At 72.8% G+C, this 16,353-nt stretch carries 13 protein-coding genes; 3 read left to right on the plus strand and 10 right to left on the minus strand.

All coding sequences use genetic code 11. The annotated features are described in order from the left end of the window. Positions 1-16 precede the first annotated feature (16 nt). From ACA514_RS14930 to ACA514_RS14955, 6 genes are all read right to left on the minus strand, one after another. Complete coding sequence (locus tag ACA514_RS14930; RefSeq protein ID WP_375041700.1) at positions 17-1,369, minus strand: ABC transporter permease; 1,353 nt, start codon at positions 1,367-1,369, stop codon at positions 17-19. Beyond that, positions 1,366-2,718 (minus strand): ABC transporter permease, encoded by a 1,353-nt coding sequence (locus ACA514_RS14935; RefSeq protein WP_375041701.1) that lies wholly within the window; start codon positions 2,716-2,718, stop codon positions 1,366-1,368. Before ACA514_RS14935 ends, ACA514_RS14930 begins: the two co-directional genes overlap by 4 nt. After that, positions 2,715-4,253 carry an ABC transporter ATP-binding protein gene (locus ACA514_RS14940; protein WP_375041702.1) on the minus strand — a complete coding sequence of 513 codons (1,539 nt, stop codon included), beginning with the start codon at positions 4,251-4,253 and terminating at the stop codon, positions 2,715-2,717. The genes ACA514_RS14935 and ACA514_RS14940 overlap by 4 nt, the downstream gene beginning before the upstream one ends. A gap of 147 nt (positions 4,254-4,400) precedes the next feature. Further along, positions 4,401-5,462: a BMP family protein gene (locus ACA514_RS14945; protein WP_375041703.1), complete on the minus strand. Its 1,062-nt coding sequence runs from the start codon at positions 5,460-5,462 to the stop codon at positions 4,401-4,403. Between the two features lie 250 nt (positions 5,463-5,712). Beyond that, positions 5,713-7,032: an amidohydrolase gene (locus ACA514_RS14950; RefSeq protein WP_375041704.1), complete on the minus strand. Its 1,320-nt coding sequence runs from the start codon at positions 7,030-7,032 to the stop codon at positions 5,713-5,715. A 148-nt stretch (positions 7,033-7,180) separates the two neighbouring features. Then, positions 7,181-8,347: a glutamate--cysteine ligase gene (locus ACA514_RS14955; protein WP_375041705.1), complete on the minus strand. Its 1,167-nt coding sequence runs from the start codon at positions 8,345-8,347 to the stop codon at positions 7,181-7,183. 530 nt (positions 8,348-8,877) lie between these two features. Here ACA514_RS14955 and ACA514_RS14960 point away from each other — a divergent pair. Beyond that, positions 8,878-10,155, plus strand: a complete 1,278-nt coding sequence (locus ACA514_RS14960; protein WP_375041706.1) for a D-alanyl-D-alanine carboxypeptidase family protein — start codon at positions 8,878-8,880, stop codon at positions 10,153-10,155. Here the strand turns inward: ACA514_RS14960 and ACA514_RS14965 are convergent. Genes ACA514_RS14965 through ACA514_RS14980 form a run of 4 tightly spaced genes read right to left on the minus strand, consistent with a single transcriptional unit; the run spans position 10,152 to position 14,069 of the window. Further along, the gene (locus ACA514_RS14965; RefSeq protein ID WP_375041707.1) at positions 10,152-11,222 is read right to left on the minus strand and encodes a YihY/virulence factor BrkB family protein; all 1,071 of its coding nucleotides are present in this window, start codon (positions 11,220-11,222) and stop codon (positions 10,152-10,154) included. The genes ACA514_RS14960 and ACA514_RS14965 overlap by 4 nt on opposite strands. Before the next feature lie 46 nt (positions 11,223-11,268). After that, positions 11,269-11,862, minus strand: a complete 594-nt coding sequence (locus ACA514_RS14970) for a 2'-5' RNA ligase family protein (RefSeq protein ID WP_375041708.1) — start codon at positions 11,860-11,862, stop codon at positions 11,269-11,271. A gap of 50 nt (positions 11,863-11,912) precedes the next feature. Continuing rightward, on the minus strand, positions 11,913-12,980 hold the full coding sequence (gene trpS / locus ACA514_RS14975; protein WP_375041773.1) for a tryptophan--tRNA ligase: 1,068 nt from the start codon (positions 12,978-12,980) through the stop codon (positions 11,913-11,915). A gap of 18 nt (positions 12,981-12,998) precedes the next feature. Then, a complete protein-coding gene (locus ACA514_RS14980) occupies positions 12,999-14,069 on the minus strand; it encodes a hemolysin family protein (protein ID WP_375041709.1) in 1,071 nt (356 codons plus the stop codon). A 151-nt stretch (positions 14,070-14,220) separates the two neighbouring features. Here ACA514_RS14980 and galE point away from each other — a divergent pair, with 151 nt between their 5' ends. Next, the gene (galE, locus tag ACA514_RS14985) at positions 14,221-15,174 is read left to right on the plus strand and encodes a UDP-glucose 4-epimerase GalE (RefSeq protein ID WP_375041710.1); all 954 of its coding nucleotides are present in this window, start codon (positions 14,221-14,223) and stop codon (positions 15,172-15,174) included. Beyond that, complete coding sequence (gene galK, locus ACA514_RS14990; protein WP_375041711.1) at positions 15,171-16,316, plus strand: galactokinase; 1,146 nt, start codon at positions 15,171-15,173, stop codon at positions 16,314-16,316. Before galE ends, galK begins: the two co-directional genes overlap by 4 nt. Positions 16,317-16,353: the final 37 nt, after the last annotated feature.

The raw sequence follows: 16,353 nt of genomic DNA on the forward strand, positions 1-16,353 counted from the left end.
ATCTCCCAGCGGCCCGTCACCGGGCCTCGCCGCGGCGGTAGCGCAGGCCGTCGGCCGCGGGCATCCGCAGCCGCTGGCTGGCCAGCGCGAGGACGAGCAGCGTCGTCAGGTGCGGGCTGAACGACACCAGCTCCCCGGGGACGGTGTCGCTGAGCAGGAACCAGACGAGCAGTCCCGCCGCCGCGACCAGCGACAGCACCGCGCCGACGTAGGCGCCGCGGACCTCGCGCCGCCCCAGCTCCGTCACGATCTGCGAGCGCAGCCGGTTGGCCCGCACGCCCTGCCACACCCCGACGCCGACCAGCAGGACCGTGACGAACAGCAGCAGCGCGTGCATGGACTGCCCGCCGCCCCGCACGTTCATCGCGTCGGTGTAGCCGAACAGCAGCGACCCGGCGGCGAGGCCGCCCGGCCGCCAGTTGCCGAAGATCATGGAGGCGAGGCCGATGTAGCCGCGCCCGCCGGTCTGCCCGTCCTGGTACAGGGACGCGGCGACGGTGACGAGGAACGCGCCGGCGAGGCCGGAGAACCCGCCCGAGATCATGACGGCCGCGTACTTCATCCGGTACACGTGCACGCCGAGGGACTCGGCGGCGTACGGGTCCTCGCCGCAGGACCGGATCCGCAGCCCGAACGGGGTTTTCCACAGGATCAGGAAAGTCAGCGGGATCAGCAGCAGGCAGACGAGGGTGAGCAGGGACAGGCCGTTCGTCACCCCGCGAAGGATGCCCGCGATGTCCGACACCAGGAACCAGTGGTGGCTCTCCAGCGACCCCAGCCAGTCGGGGCTCTCCCATCCGCCGATCTTGCCGCCGGACAGCACCGGCAGCGTCAGCGTCTTGATCGGGTCGAGGGGCGGCGACTGCCGGGGCCCGCCGCCGAGGTCCTTGGCGTGCCCGGTGTTGAAGATCAGCCCGGCGAGGAACTGGGTGAGGCCGAGCCCCAGGATGTTGATCGCGACGCCGGACACGATGTGGTCGACGCCGAACGTGACGGTCGCGACGGCGTGCAGCAGCCCGCCGAGGGCGCCGCCGAGGATGCCGAACAGCACCCCGATCCACGGCCCCCACTGGTAGCCGGCCCACGCGCCGGTCCAGGTGCCGAGGATCATCATGCCCTCGAGCCCGATGTTGATCACGCCGGAGCGTTCCGCCCACAGCCCGCCGAGTCCGGCGAGGAAGATCGGCACGGCCAGCCGGAGCGCCGCGCTGACCGTCCCGCTGGAGGTCACGTCGTCCGCGCCGTCGATCATCCGGACGAGCGACAGCAGCACCAGCAGGCCCGCCGTGATCAGCAGGTAGTGCGGCCAGCGCAGCCGGAACGTGCCGTTCCCGGCCTTCGCCGGCAGGGCGGTCTCGGTCGCGGTCATGAGGTGCTCCCAGCGGCCTCGCGGGCCAGGTCATGGCCGGTGGCGAGCTCCGCGGCGACGGTCCGCTGCTGCAACCGTATCTCCCAGCGCCGGACGAGCTCGTAGACGATCACGACGGTCAGCACGACCACGCCCTGCATCACCCCGACGATCTCCTTCGGCACCTCGACCTCCTGGAGGATGTCGGAGGTCTGGTCGAGGAAGGCGAACAGCAGGGCGGCCAGCGCGATCCCGGCCGGGTGGTTGCGGCCGAGCAGCGCGACGGTGATGCCGGTGAAGCCGAGCCCCGCCGGGAAGTTCAGCGAGTAGTCGTAGGACTCGCCGAGCAGCCCCGGGATGCCGATCAGGCCGGCGACCGCACCGGACGCCACCATCGTGATCACGACCATCCGCTTGGCGCTGACCCCGCTGGCCTGCGCGGCGGACGGGGACAGCCCGGAGATCTTCAGGTCGAACCCGAACCGGGTGTAGTTGATGACCACCCAGAACACGATGCCGACCACGATCGCCAGCGGCAGCAGCCCGTACACCGCCCCGGGGAGGTCGATGCCGATCGCCGACAGGAAGCCGTTCAGCGGGCCGACGCGCCCCGAGTGCGGGATCGTCGCGGTCGCGACGTCGTTGCTGTTCGGCCGCGGCTCGGCGAGCCGCTTGTCGTTCAGCAGGTAGGCGATCACGCCGGTGGCGATCGCGTTCAGCATGATCGTGGACAGCACCTCGCTGACCCCGCGGGTCACCTTCAGCACGCCCGCGATCGCCGCCCACAGCCCGCCGACGAGCACCGCCGCGACGATCACCAGGAGCTGGCCGAACGGCGCGGGCAGCGAGACCGCGCCGCCGAGCGCCGCCGCCAGGAACGCGGCGAGCCGGTACTGGCCGTCCACGCCGATGTTCAGCAGCGCCATCCGGAAGCCGATCGCGACCGCGACCGCCGACAGGTAGTACCGGGTGGCGCGGTTGATGATGTCGACGATGGAGTGCTGCTGCGTGCCGTAGTCGACCATGCTCTGCACGGCGCTGACGGGGTCGGCACCGGTCAGCCGGAGCAGGATCATCGTGATGGCGAGCGAGATCAGCAGCGCGAGGATCGGTGCGCCGATCTTCAGCACGAGCCCGGTCGGGCCGAGCCCCCGCAGGATCGCCTTCCACGACGGCACCGGCACCGGCACCGCCTTCGCCGCCGCCCCGCCCTCCGAGGGATCCGGCTCCGCCGGCCTGGGCACCTCCGCCCGCGCCGAACCCGCCCCGGCCTCGGACGCCGTACCGGGCTCGGAGGCGTCGTCCGGCTTGGAGGCGTCGTCCGGCTTGGAGGCGTCGTCGGGGTTCGAGGGGTCGTTCGGGCCGGTCATGTCGGGTTCCCGGCGCCGGTCATGGCGGAGCCGAGGTCCTCCGGGGTGACCGTCCGCGGATCGACCTCCGCGACCAGCCGGCCCCGCAGGATCACGTGCAGGGTGTCGGACATTCCGATGAGTTCCTCAAGATCGGCGCTGATCAGCAACACGGCCAGCCCGGCCGCGCGGGCCCGCCGCAGGTGGTCCCAGATGGCGGCCTGGGCGCCGACGTCGATGCCGCGGGTCGGGTGCGCGGCGATCAGCAGGTGCGGCTCCCCGGTCATCTCCCGCCCGACGATCAGCTTCTGCTGGTTGCCGCCGGACAGCGCGGCGGCGGGCACGTCGATCCCGGGCGTCCGGACGTCGTAGTCCCGGACGATCCGGGTGGTGTCGCGGCGCGCGCCGCGCCGGTCCACCCACGGCCCGCGGACGTTCGGGCGCTGCGTCTGGTGGCCGAGCACGCGGTTCTCCCACAGCGACGCCTCCAGCACGAGCCCGTGCCGGTGCCGGTCCTCGGGGATGTAGGCGATGCCGGCCTCGCGGCGCCGCCGCGTCGGCCAGTGCGCGATGTCGTCGCCGCCGTAGACGATCGTCCCGGCGTCCGCGGCCCGCAGGCCCATGATCGCCTCGATGAGCTCGCTCTGCCCGTTGCCCTCGACGCCGGCCAGCCCGACGATCTCGCCGCGCCGGATGCGCAGCGAGACGTCGTCGACGACGGGACGGCCCTGCGGGGTGAGGACCGTGAGCCCGCCGACCTCCAGCTGGACGTCCTCGGTGACGGTCGAGTCGCGCAGCTCCGGGGTGGGAAGCTGCGAGCCGACCATCAGCTCGGCGAGCCGCCGCGAGGTGACCTGCGACGGGTCGAGCCGCGTCGCGACGGTGGTGCCGCGGCGGATCACCGAGATGGTGTCGGCGACCGACAGCACCTCGTCCAGCTTGTGGGAGATGAACAGCACGGTGAGGCCCTCGGCGCGCAGCTCCCGCAGGTTGCCGAACAGCTCGTCGACCTCCTGCGGGACGAGCACGGCGGTGGGCTCGTCCAGGATCAGCACGCGGGCGCCGCGGTAGAGCACCTTGAGGATCTCGACGCGCTGCCGCTCGCCGACGCCCAGCGTCTCGACGAGGACGTCGGGGTCGACGCGCAGCCCGTACGCCTTCGACATCTCCCGGATGCGCTCGCGGGCGGCGGCGAAGTCGATGCGGCCGCGCAGCCAGCCCTTGGCGCGCGGTTCGGCGCCGAGGATGACGTTCTCCAGCACGGTCAGGTTGTCGGCCAGCTTGAAGTGCTGGTGGACCATCCCGATGCCGCGGGCGATCGCGTCGGCGGGGGTGCGGAACGACACCTGCTCCCCGTCGATCTCGATGGTGCCCTCGTCCGGCCGCTGCATCCCGTAGAGGATCTTCATCAGCGTGGACTTGCCGGCGCCGTTCTCGCCGCAGAGCGCGTGCACCTCGCCGGGCTCGATGCTCAGGTTGATGTCGCGGTTGGCGACGACGCCGGGGAACCGCTTGGTGATCGATGTCAGCCGCACGGCCGGCACCTGGTCAGGCACGAGTGCCCCTCCTCCTGCCTCGGGGTACGCGGCCGGGGCGCGCGGCGGGCGGCGTCGCGTCGGCGACGCGCGGCCCGGGTGCGCGCCCCGGCCGGGAGACGGCCGGGCGGGCCGGCCCGGCGGGTGCCGCGGCGGCCCGCCGATCGGTCACTGGGGCTTGGTCGGGACGGTGATCTTGCCGGCGACGATCTGCGCCTTCAGGTCCTCCAGCTTGGCCTTGACGTCGTCGACGTTGCCGCCGGTCGTGGCGTACCCGACGCCGTCGTTCTGCAGGTTGTACTGCACCGTGCCGGCCTTGAACTGATTCTTGGCGACCGACTCGACGAAGTTGAACACCGACAGGTCCACGTGCTTCACCATCGAGGTGAGGATGTGCGACTTCACGTCGGCGACCGCGGGCTGGTTGTACTGGTCGGAGTCGACGCCGATGGCCCACTTGCCGGCCGCGCCGACGGTCTTGATGACGCCGATGCCGGCGCCGCCCGCCGCGTGGTAGATGACGTCCGCGCCGGCGTCGAGCTGGCCCTTGGCGGCCTCGTTGCCGAGCCCGGTGTCCTTGAAGCCGTTGAAGTTCGGCGGCTCGGTCAGGTACTTCGGCGGCAGCACCTTGGTGCCGGGCTTGGCCTTCTCGGCGCCCGCCTGGTAGCCGGCGAAGAACTTCTGGATCAGCGGCACGTCCACGCCGCCGATGAAGCCGATCTTGCCGCTCTTGGACTTCAGCGCGGCGGCGGCGCCGACCAGGAACGAGCCCTGCTCCTCGGAGAAGCAGGAGCCGGCCACGTTGGCGCCCTCGACCTTGCAGCCGTCGGCGTCCACGATGAAGAACTTGGTGTTCGGGAAGTCCTTGGCGACCTTGAGCAGGGACGCGGTGTAGGAGAACCCGACGCCGATGACCGGGTTGTAGCCGGTGTTGGCGAGCAGCCGCAGGCGGGACTCCTTGTCGGAGTCCGGCTCGTCCGGCTGCGCGGAGATCTCCTTGGTGGTGACGTGCAGGTCCTTCTCGGCCTTCGTCAGGCCGGCCGCCGCCGAGTCGTTGAACGACTGGTCGCCGCGGCCGCCGATGTCGAACGCCAGCCCCACCTTGAGGGTCTTCTTGCCCTCGTCCCCGCCGCCGTCGCCACCGGCCTTCTTGCCACCGCACGCGGAAGCGCTGAGCGTCAGCGCCGCACCCGTCACGGTGACGAGCGAAATCTTCAGTCCACGGCGCAAGGTAGCGCTCCTTCCGTTCCCCACCCGGGATCGGTGGCCTACGGGCCACCGAAATCGATGGGACGCTACCTCGCGGTTGGTGGAAAACTGCCGGCTTGCACCGTTTCGCAATAGGTCCGTTACCAATGCGTACGCATATCGGCACAGGTCAGCGCACGGACGGTCGCGCCCGGTGACGCCGCCGGGGACCCCGGCCGGCCCGAACGGCGCCGCCGGCGGAGGCGGAGGCGGCGCCGCGTGCCGGGCGCCGTCAGGCGAGCGTGGCGCCCTCGACCGTCTCCGGGTCCGCGGGACGGCCGCCGTCCCACAGCGCGGTCAGCGCCGTCGCCGCCAGCACCCGCACCCCGACCGGGATGCACCGCTCGTCGACGTCGAAGTCGCCGCGGTGCAGGTCGTACTCGCCGGGCGAGCCGGGCGTGCGGACGCCGAGCCGGGCGAGCGCGCCCGGGATCGACTCCAGGTACCAGCCGAAGTCCTCGCCGCCGAGGCTCTGCGGCGTCGGCACCACGCCCTCCTCGTCGAGGACCTGCGCCGCCGCGTCCCGGAACATCTGCACGCTGGCCGCCTCGTTGACGGTCGGCGGGACGCCCCGGACGTACTCCAGCGACGCCTCGACGTCGTAGGCGGCGGCGACCGACTGCAGCAGCGCCTTCATCATCTCCGGCGCGCGGTGCCACGCCTCGTCGTCCAGGCAGCGGACGGTGCCCTCGGCGACGCCGTCGTCGGGGATCGCGTTGGCGACCGACCCGGCCGACACCCGGCCCCACACCAGCGACAGGCTGGAGCGCGGGTCGACCCGCCGCGACAGCGCCGACGGCAGCTCGGTGATGATCTTGGCGAGCGCGTACACCAGGTCGGAGGTCAGGTGCGGCCGGGCGGTGTGCCCGCCGGGGCCGGTGACCTTCACGTACACCTTGTCGCAGGCCGCGGTGATCGGGCCGCTGCGCAGCCCCAGCTCGCCGACCTCGATGCGCGGGTCGCAGTGCAGCGCGAACGCGCGGTCGACGCCGGCGATGCCGCCGGCGGCCATCACGTCCAGCGCCCCGCCCGGGGTCTCCTCGGCGGGCTGGAACAGCAGCCGGACCCGGCCGGGCAGCAGCCCCGCCTCGGCCTGCTGCGCCAGGAACAGCCCGGCGCCGAGCACCATCGTGGTGTGCACGTCGTGCCCGCACGCGTGCGCGACGCCCGGCACCGTCGACCGGTACGGGGCGCTCTCCTTCTCGTCCTGCAGCGGCAGCGCGTCGATGTCGGCGCGCAGCGCGATCGTCGGCCCGTCGCCCGGGCCGATGTCGCAGATCAGGCCGGTGCCCTTCGGCAGGATCCGCGGTTCGAGCCCGGCCATGCGCAGCCGCTCGGCGATCCGCGCGGTGCTGCGGTGCTCGTCGTAGCCCAGCTCGGGGTGCATGTGCAGGTCGCGGCGGAACGCGACCAGCTCCTCCTCGTGGCGGGCGAGGAACACCTCGAGCTGCGGCCGCAGCGCGGCCGGGCGGTCGCTGCCCGCGGGGCCGTGCGGTCCCGGGGCGGTCGGTGGTTCAAGGCCGGGCATCACCCCGGGTCCCGGTTGTGTCATGTGCGCCCCCTGCGCGAGGGCGGGGCCGCTGGGCCGCCGCCCGGTATCGGTGTTCTCACAGGCACCGGTGTCGTCGGCGTCCCCTGTGTTCTTGCCCGGAGGGCCCGCCGCCGTTCGCTCGGGGCGCCCGTCCGGACCGGCCGGCTGCTCAGGCCCCGGCATGGACGGCCTCCCCCGGTGCGACGAACCTGTCCTCGGCCAGCTCCGTGATCGCCGCGTCGACGATGTTCTCCAGCGAGCCGCCCGCCGCGCGGATCGCGCGCTGGCGCTCGTACGGCGCCCCGTGTTCGAGGACCTCGCCGGCCACCTTGAGCTCCTCGGCGCAGCCGAGCCGGTCGGCGACCGGCTCCAGCTCCCGGATCAGCTCGTACAGGTCGTCGCGGAGCGGCGCGGTGTTGCCGTTGTCGTCGGTGATGACGATCGCGTCGAGCCCGTAGCGGGTCGCGCGCCACTTGTTGTCGCGCACCACCCACGGCGCCGGGCGGGGCAGCGTGTAGCCGCGGTCGAGCTGCTGCTCGAACAGCGTGACCAGGCTCTGGCACAGCGCCGCGGCCATGCCGACCTCCCGCAGGGTGGGGATGCCGTCGCACATCCGGATCTCGACGGTGCCGAAGTCCGGGTGGGGGCGGATGTCCCACCACACCTCCTTGATGCTCCGGATGGTTCCGGCGCGCAGCAAGGTGTCCATGTAATCCTCGAAGGCCGCCCAGTCGTCAAGCAAGTGGGGCGGACCGGCCGTCGGCAGCTGGCCGAAGACGACCGCCCGGCAGGACGCCAGCCCGGTGTCCGCGCCGCTCCAGAACGGGCTGGACGCGGTGAGCGCGAGGAAGTGCGGGAGGTAGGCCGACAGCGCGTTCACGATCGGGATCGCCTTGGAGACGTCGGAGACGCCCACATGGACATGCACGCCGAAGGTCTGGATGCGCCGGGCCAGCCACTGCATCTGCTCGACCAGGTCGGCGTAGCGCTGCGTCGGCGCCATCACCGCGTCGCGCCAGTCGCTGATCGGGTGGGTGCCGGTGCAGGCGAGCGCGATGCCGCGGTCGGCGGCGGCGGTGCGCAGCTCGGCGAGGGTGGCCGCGAGGTCGCTCTTGGCCTCGCCGACGGTGTGGCAGATACCGGTCACGACCTCGACCGTGGACTCCATGAGCTCGTGCCGGACCTTGGGGATCTCGCCGTCCTCGCTGAGCGACGGCAGCGCGGCGAGCACCCGGCGCGCGTCCTGCCGCAGGTGCCGGGTCTCCGCATCGACGAGCTGGATCTCCCACTCGACGCCGAGCGTCGTTCCGCTCGATGCGTTGAACTCAATGGCCACGGCCAACCTCCGTCCACAATCCTTGCAGGTCGTTGCGTGGCACGTGGCGCAATTCAGCCAGCGGGTCCCTAAGCCTGGACAAACGCCGGTCCAGGTCACGTGTTCACACCATCATGGCGCCCGCGCCCGCCGCCACGCCGGTCTCCATGCCCTTCGCGGATCAATTGACTCGTACGGGCGGCCTGCGGACGGGTCCGTCCCCTACTTTTCGGTCATCGATCTCGCGGCGGGCACCACTCGATCGAACTAGTCCGCCCGCCCCAAACTACCTGTGATGACGGACCGTGACGGACTCTGGCGTCCACTTACGTACTGTGAGTAGTCATAAGCACCACAAAAATCGTCTAACGCACCATACGCCTCAACTGTCCCGAGCTTGCCGTCTTCGCGGTCGGGTACCCCTTCGCCGGATGTGTCGCCTAGTCTTCGGGGGAGCCATGGGCGTGCGGAACCGGACGGCCGCTGCGGGACTGAGGAGCGTCGGAAGCTTGCGAGCAGGACGACAGGGGCGGACCGGAGTCCGGCGCGCCATGCCGATGATCACTGTGCCGCTGAGCGCGGCCTGTCTGCTGGCGGCCCCGGCCGCCGCGTCGCCGGCCGTGCGCCCGGCCGCGGCGGCGCCGTCGGACCCCGTCGGCGGGCCGCAGCTCGCCGGCCGCGGCATCGTGCTGAACCAGGCGCCGGGCGTCCCCGCGCTGCCGAAGCTGAAGTTCTCCTCCTACCTGGTCGCCGACGCCGACACCGGCGAGGTGCTGGCCGCCAAGGACCCGCACGGGCAGTACCTGCCGGCCAGCACGCTGAAGACGCTGACCTCGGCCACCCTGGTCGCCAAGCTGAACCCGGACCGGCTCGTCCGGCCCTCGCAGAAGGCGTGCGACGTCGAGGGCACCAAGGTCGGGCTGACCCCGAAGATGCAGTACAAGGTCTCCGACCTGTTCCACGCGCTGATGATGATGTCGGCGAACGACGCGGCGGTCACGCTCGCCGAGGCCAACGGCGGCATGAAGAAGACCATCGCCGACATGAACGCCGAGGCGAAGTACCTGCACGCCGACGACACGCTCGCCGCGTCGCCGAACGGCCTCGACGTCGACTACGGCCTGAACCTGCGCACCCAGCACACCTCGGCGTACGACCTGGTGCTGTTCCTGCGGGAGGCGATGAAGAGCCCGCAGTTCCGGACGTACGTGCAGGCCGCCCAGTTCCAGTTCCCGGCGCCGCTGACCAAGAAGGAGAAGAAGAAGCACAAGAAGGTCGGCGGCTACCCGATCTACACCCACAACAAGCTCCTGCCGGGCCAGAAGTACGGCTACCGCGGGATGCTCGGCGGCAAGAACGGCTACACCGTGCACGCCCAGCAGACCTACGTCGCCGAGGCGCGCCGGGACGGGCACACGATCATCATCTCGGTGATGCACGGCGAGACCTCCCCGTTCCAGGCCGGCGCCAAGCTGCTGGACTGGGGCTTCGCCGCGCGCGGCAAGGTCCAGCCGGTCGGCACGCTGGTCGCGCCGGGCGCCGCGGCGCAGGCCAAGAAGCACGCCGACGGCGAGTCGGGCGGCGTGCTCCCCGGCACCTCGCTGGACTCCTCGGGCGGCTCGTCCGCGCTGGTCTACGAGATCGGCGGCGGCACGGTCGGCGGGCTCCTGGCCGCCGGCGTCCTGTTCACCGTGTACCGCCGGCGCCGCCGCCACCCGCTGCCGAGGCCCGCCGGGAACACCGGCGGCTCCCAGGCGGCCTACGGGGACGTCCCGCCCCGCGACGACGCCTCCTACGAGGGGCCCTCCTACGACGACGGGGCCCGCTAGAGCTTCGCGTTCGCGGCGCCGGGCTTCGCGGTGTCCTCGCCCGTCCCCGCGTCCCTGCCCGCGTCCATGTGGCCCTTGGTGGCGCCGCCGTCCGGGTCGCGGTGCTCCTCGACCGCCGCGACCTCCTGCTCGGCGAGGTTCTCCGGATCCGCGGCGTCGGCCTTCAGCACGACGCGGCGGGTCGCGGTCCACGCGGCGACGAACAGCACGAACCGGGACACGATGTTGATCCACACCATCAGCCCGACCAGGACGGCGAACGAGGCGTACACCGGGTTCTGCGTCGTCCGGCCGATCAGCAGCGTCGCGGCCTGCTTGAGCAGCTCCAGGCCGAGCCCGCCGAACAGCGCGCCGCGGATGATCCGCCGCCACGGCGCGATCGTCCCCGACAGCCGGGTGAACAGCACCAGGAAGATCACCGTGTCGAACGCGACGGCGCAGGCCAGCGACAGCAGCCGCAGCCCGGTGCCGGCGCCCGGCACGTCGTCCAGCGAGAACCAGCCGAGGACGGTGTGGGTCGCCGACGAGGTGACCGTCGACACCGCCATCCCGCAGATGAGGATCACGCCGAGGAACGCCAGCACGGCCAGGTCCCACAGCCGCTTGAGGAAGTAGTTGCCGCCGCCGGTCGGCGGGTTGCCCCAGATGTCGCGCAGCGACTCGCGCAGCACCTGCACCCAGCCGAGCCCGGTGAACAGCAGCGCGACCAGGCCGACGACCCCGACGGCCGTCTTGGACTGGGCGATCTGCTCGACCTGCAGCTGGTCCGACAGCCCCGGCAGCAGCTCCCGGACGGCCTTGACGAAGTAGTCGCGGGCCTGCGTGCTGATGCCGACCAGGTAGCCGAGCAGCGAGTACGCCAGCGCCAGCAGCGGGAAGAACGACAGGAACCCGTAGCAGGTCAGCGCGGCGGCGAGCCGGTCGCCGCGGCGCTCCTGGTAGCGCTCGAACGCGCGGGCGAGGTGGTCGAACCAGCGCCAGCGGGCGCGCGCGGCGCGCAGCAGGTCCTTCCCGGCCTCCAGCGCACCGTCGATCCACCGCTGAATCCCGCTGATCACCTGCCGCATGTACGCAACGTACCCACCCCTTGGCGCTCGATGCGGCGGACGGTAATCAACCGTTGAACGTTGAGTGGCGTTTCCCATTACCGAACAGGAAGTCGCACTGCGGCCGCCACACGCCGTCCAGGCCGTGCTCGTACAGCGAGAAACCCCAGGCCTCGAACTCGGCGCGGTAGTTCGACAGGTCCTTGTACGCGCGGTCCATCACGTCGTCGGGCAGGTGGTGCGCGATGGTGATGTGCGGGTGGTACGGGAACGGCAGCGGGCGCGCGAGCGGCCCCGAAGCGACCTTCGCCTGGACGCGCTCGCAGCCGCCGATGCCCTTCGCCAGCGCCACGTAGACGACCGGGGACACCGGCCGGAACGTTCCGCTGCCGCGCAACCGGATGCGGAACGGCCGCTCGGCGTGCGCCACGTCCAGCAGGTGCGCCTCGATCGCGTCCATCTCGTCCGCGGTCACCTCGGTCGGCGGCATCAGCGTGATGTGCGTCGGGATCGCGGTGGCGAGGGGGTCGCCGTAGGACGCGCGGGTGCGCTGCAACTCCGTCCCGTACGGCTCGGGGATCGGGATCGCGACCCCGATCATCCGCACGCCGCCGTCCGCCCCCGGGCCCGCGGGCATCCCCACGAACGTGTCCGCGGGCATCCCCACGAAGGTGTCCGCGGGCCCGGGTCGCGCCCCCTCGCCGGCCACGGTCAGCGACCGCGTCCCACGAAGCCGACCCGCTCGCGGACGGTGTCCATGGTGCGCCTGGCGACGGCCCCGGCGCGGCCGGCGCCCTTCTCCAGGATCCGGTCGAGCTCGGCGGGGTCGTCCAGCAGTTCGGCGGTGCGCTCCCGGATCGGGTTGAAGGTGTCCAGCACGACCTCGGCGAGGTCCTTCTTGAACTGGCCGTAGCCGGACCCCGCGTACCTGGCCTCCAGGTCGGGGATCGGCGTGCCCGCCAGCGCGGAGTAGATCCGCAGCAGGTTGGTGACGCCGGCCTTCTTCTCCTCGTCGTACACGACCTCGGTGCCGGTGTCGGTGACCGCGCGCATGATCTTCTTGCGCATCGGGCCGGGGTCCTCCAGCACGTCGATGATGCCCTGCGGCGAGGACGCCGACTTGCTCATCTTCGCGCCCGGCTCCTGCAGGTCGGTGATCTTCGCGGCGCCCGCGGGGATGTGCGCCTCCGGCGCGACGAACGTCTCGCCGAACCGGTGGTTGAACCGCTGCGCCAGCGTCCGGGTCAGCTCCAGGTGCTGCCGCTGGTCCTCGCCGACCGGGACGCGCAGCACCGTGCTGCCGGGCTCCGGGGTGTAGAGCAGGATGTCGGCGGCCTGCAGGACCGGGTAGGTGAACAGCCCGACACTGGCCGCCGACGTCCCCTGCTTGGACGACTTGTCCTTGAACTGGGTCATCCGGCTCGCCTCGCCGAACCCGGTGATGCAGCCCATCACCCACGCCAGCTCGGCGTGCTCGGGGACGTGGCTCTGCACGAACAGCGTCGCACGGTCGGGGTCGACGCCCATCGCGATCAGCTGCGCCACCGACACCCGCGTCCGGCGCCGCAGCACCTCGGGGTCGTGCTCGACCGTGATCGCGTGCAGGTCGACCACGCAGTAGAACGCCTCGTGGGTGTCCTGCAGCGACACCCACTGCCGCAACGCGCCCAGGTAGTTGCCGAGATGGAACGAGTCGGCGGTGGGCTGGATGCCGGAGAGCACCCGCGGGGCGGGCGCGGACGCAGCGGGGTCGGATACGGGGCTGGACGCTTCGGGCATGTGCACGGACCGATTCTCTCAGGTGTCTGCGGAGGCTCCGCCGCCGGTGGCGGCGTCGCCGACCGGCCGCGGGGCCGCGGCCGGGGGGACGGGCGTCGCCGGCGCCGCCGGCCGCCGCGCCGCCGGCCGTGCCGGGTGCCGCACCGCCGGCCGGACCGGCTGCCGGGCCGGCTGCGGTGCCGCCCGCGGCGTGACGCGCACGCGGGCCACCCGGCGGCCGTCCATCCGGGCGACCCGCAGGTCCCGGCCGGCGGCCCGCACCGAGTCGCCCTCGGCGGGGACGCGGCCGAGCACCGCCATGATGTGCCCGGCGACCGTCTCGTACGGCCCGGCCGGCAACCGGATGCCGGTCACGGCGGCGAAGTCGTCCAGGTTGAGCAGGCCGTCGACCTCGACCACCCCGCCGTGCAGGCGCCGCGCCTGCGCGTCCTGCACATCATATTCGTCGCGGATGTCGCCGATCAGCTCCTCCATCAGGTCCTCCAGCGTGACGATCCCGGCGACGCCGCCGTACTCGTCCATCACGATCGCCAGGTGGCAGCCCTCCCGCCGCATCTCCGACAGCACCGGCAGGACGCGCTTCGAGGACGGCAGGAACTTCACCGGCCGCACCAGCTCCCCCACCCGCCGCTCCCCCACGGGCTGGGCGCGGTCCCGGTCCGCGGGGACGAGCAGGTCCCGGATGTGGACGAAACCGACCACCTCGTCGTGCGAGCCGCGGCACACGGGGAACCGCGAGTGCGGGCTGCCCGCCGCGGCCCGCGCCGCGGTGCCGAGCGGCAGCGCCGCGTCCAGGAACACCACCTCGGTGCGGGGCACCAGCACCTCCCGCAGCGGCCGCTCCCCCGCCGCGAACACCTCCTCGATCAGCGCCCGCTCGTCCGCCGCGATCTGGGTGTTCTCCGCCACGAGCGCGCGCATCCGCTCCGCCGTCGGCTCCTCGCGGAGCGAGTGCGGGTCCCCGCCCGCGAGCCGCACCACCAGGTCCGTGGCGGCCGACAGCAGCCGCACCAACGGCCGCGCGAGCCGTCCCGGCGGCCGGAACGCCACCGGAGCGGGCGCGGGACCGCCGGCCGACGTCCGATCCATGGCAGGAACCTTCCCCGCCGGACGCCCCGAACGAACGGCCGATCCGCCACCGGCACCGCGCCCGGCACGTGGCGCGGGCCTTCGGGGGCGGGTTGTGCGGATAGCCTGGGCGGCACCCCGCCGTCCTGTCCGCATTGATGGAGGTCCGTACGTGAAGCTGCTCGTCACCGGAGGCGCCGGCTACATCGGCAGCGTCGTCTCCGCACTGCTGCTGGAGGCGGGGCACGAGGTGGTCGTGCTGGACGACCTGTCCACCGGGCACGAGGACGCCGTCCCGGCCGGGGCCCGGCTGGTGCGCGGCACGCTGCGCGGCGCCGCCGCCGAGGTGCTGGGCGGCGCCGGCTTCGACGCGGTGCTGCACTTCGCCGCCAGGTCGCTGGTCGGCGAGTCCGTCCAGAAGCCCGGCCTGTACTGGGACAAGAATCTCGGCGAGTCGCTGGCGCTGCTGGAGGCGATGCGCGTCGCCGGCGTCCCGCGGATCGTGTTCTCCTCCACCGCCGCCACCTACGGCGAGCCGGAGTCGACGCCGATCCTGGAGACCGACCCGACCCGGCCGACCAACCCGTACGGCGCGTCCAAGCTGGCGATCGACACCACGCTCGCCGAGTACGCGCGGCTGCACGGCATCGGCGGCGTCTCGCTGCGCTACTTCAACGTCGCCGGCGCCTACGGCACGCAGGGCGAGCGGCACGCCGTCGAGACGCACCTGATCCCGAACGTGCTGAAGATCGCGAACGGCGACGGGGAGGCGGTGAAGATGTTCGGCGAGGACTACCCGACCCCCGACGGCACCTGCGTCCGCGACTACATCCACGTCGCCGACCTCGGCCGCGCCCACCTGCTCGCGCTCGACGCCTGCGAGCCCGGCACCCACCAGATCTTCAACCTGGGCAGCGGCACCGGCAACTCCGTCCGCGAGGTCATCGAGGTCTGCCGCGAGGTCACCGGCCGCGACATCCCGGCGGAGGTGCACCCGCGCCGCCCCGGCGACCCGGCGGTGCTGATCGCGTCCTCCGACAAGATCCAGTCGCAGCTCGGCTGGAAGCCCGAGCGGGACCTGCGCGCCATGGTGTCGGACGCCTGGACCTTCCTGCGCTCGCGATGACCGATCTCCGCACCGCCTTCGGCGCGGCCTTCGGGCGGGCCGCCGAGGGCGTCTGGCACGCGCCCGGGCGGATCAACCTGATCGGCGAGCACACCGACTACAACGACGGCCTCGTCCTGCCGTTCGCGCTGCCGCGCGGCGTGTCGGTGGCCGCCGCGCGCCGCGACGACGGCGTGATCGAGGTCCGCTCCCGCCAGGCGGACGGCACCGTCACCGCGCCCGTCGACGGCGGGACGGTCGTCTCCGAGGGCTGGCCGGCCGAGCGGGCGTGGGCCGCCTACCCCGTCGGCACGGCGCGGGTGCTGCGCGAGCACGGCACCGGCGGCGCGTCCCTGCTGATCGACTCCGACCTGCCGCAGGGCGCGGGGCTGTCGTCGTCGGCCGCGCTGGAATGCGCCACGGCGCTCGCGCTCTGCGACCTGCACGGCGTCGGGATCGACCGCCCGGAGCTGGCCCGGCTGGCGCAGCGCGCCGAGAACGACCAGGTCGGCATGCCGTGCGGGCTGATGGACCAGTCCGCGTCGCTGCTGTGCACGCCCGGCCACGCGCTGCTGCTGGACTGCCGCAGCGGCCTGTCGTCCCAGATCCCGTTCGACCCGGCCGGGGCCGGGCTGACCCTGCTCGCCGTCGACACCCGCGCCTCCCACGCCCTCACCGGCGGCGACTACGGGCGGCGGCGCGCCGAATGCGAGCGGGCCGCGGCGCTGCTCGGCGTCGACGCCCTCCGCGACGTCAAGGACCTCGCGGGCGCGCTCGGCCGGCTGCGCGACCCGGTGCTGCGCCGCCGCGTCCAGCACGTCGTCACCGAGAACCACCGCGTCGAGGCGTCCACCGGGCTGCTGCGCGCCGGTGCCGTCGCCGAGCTCGGCGCGATGCTGAACGCCTCCCACCTGTCGCTGCGCGACCAGTTCGAGATCTCCTGGCCCGAAGCCGACGCCGCCGTCGACGCGGCGCTGCGCGCGGGCGCCCGCGGCGGCCGGATGATCGGCGGCGGGTTCGGCGGCTCGGTGATCGTGCTCACCGCGTCCGACCGGGCCGAGCGGGTCCGGGACGCCATCGCCGCGGCCTACGCCAGGCGCGGCTGGACGGCGCCGGAATTCCTCGACGCCGTCCCGTCCGCCGGAGCCCGCCGCCTGTCCTGACCGGGCCGGCCCCGGAGCGCGGCCGACGCGGGTCGCC

The sequence above is a fragment of the Actinomadura sp. NTSP31 genome, from assembly GCF_041951385.1.
Lineage (GTDB): Bacteria > Actinomycetota > Actinomycetes > Streptosporangiales > Streptosporangiaceae > Spirillospora > Spirillospora napierensis.

Coding starts and splice junctions, on each gene's coding strand:
- trpS (WP_375041773.1), bottom strand. CDS start 12,980: ATGCCCGAAGCGTCCAGCCCCGTATCCGACCCCGCTGCGTCCGCGCCC.
- ACA514_RS14970 (WP_375041708.1), bottom strand. CDS start 11,862: ATGCCCGCGGACACGTTCGTGGGGATGCCCGCGGGCCCGGGGGCGGAC.
- galK (WP_375041711.1), top strand. CDS start 15,171: ATGACCGATCTCCGCACCGCCTTCGGCGCGGCCTTCGGGCGGGCCGCC.
- ACA514_RS14980 (WP_375041709.1), bottom strand. CDS start 14,069: ATGGATCGGACGTCGGCCGGCGGTCCCGCGCCCGCTCCGGTGGCGTTC.
- ACA514_RS14950 (WP_375041704.1), bottom strand. CDS start 7,032: ATGACACAACCGGGACCCGGGGTGATGCCCGGCCTTGAACCACCGACC.
- ACA514_RS14960 (WP_375041706.1), top strand. CDS start 8,878: ATGCCGATGATCACTGTGCCGCTGAGCGCGGCCTGTCTGCTGGCGGCC.
- ACA514_RS14930 (WP_375041700.1), bottom strand. CDS start 1,369: ATGACCGCGACCGAGACCGCCCTGCCGGCGAAGGCCGGGAACGGCACG.
- ACA514_RS14935 (WP_375041701.1), bottom strand. CDS start 2,718: ATGACCGGCCCGAACGACCCCTCGAACCCCGACGACGCCTCCAAGCCG.
- ACA514_RS14965 (WP_375041707.1), bottom strand. CDS start 11,222: ATGCGGCAGGTGATCAGCGGGATTCAGCGGTGGATCGACGGTGCGCTG.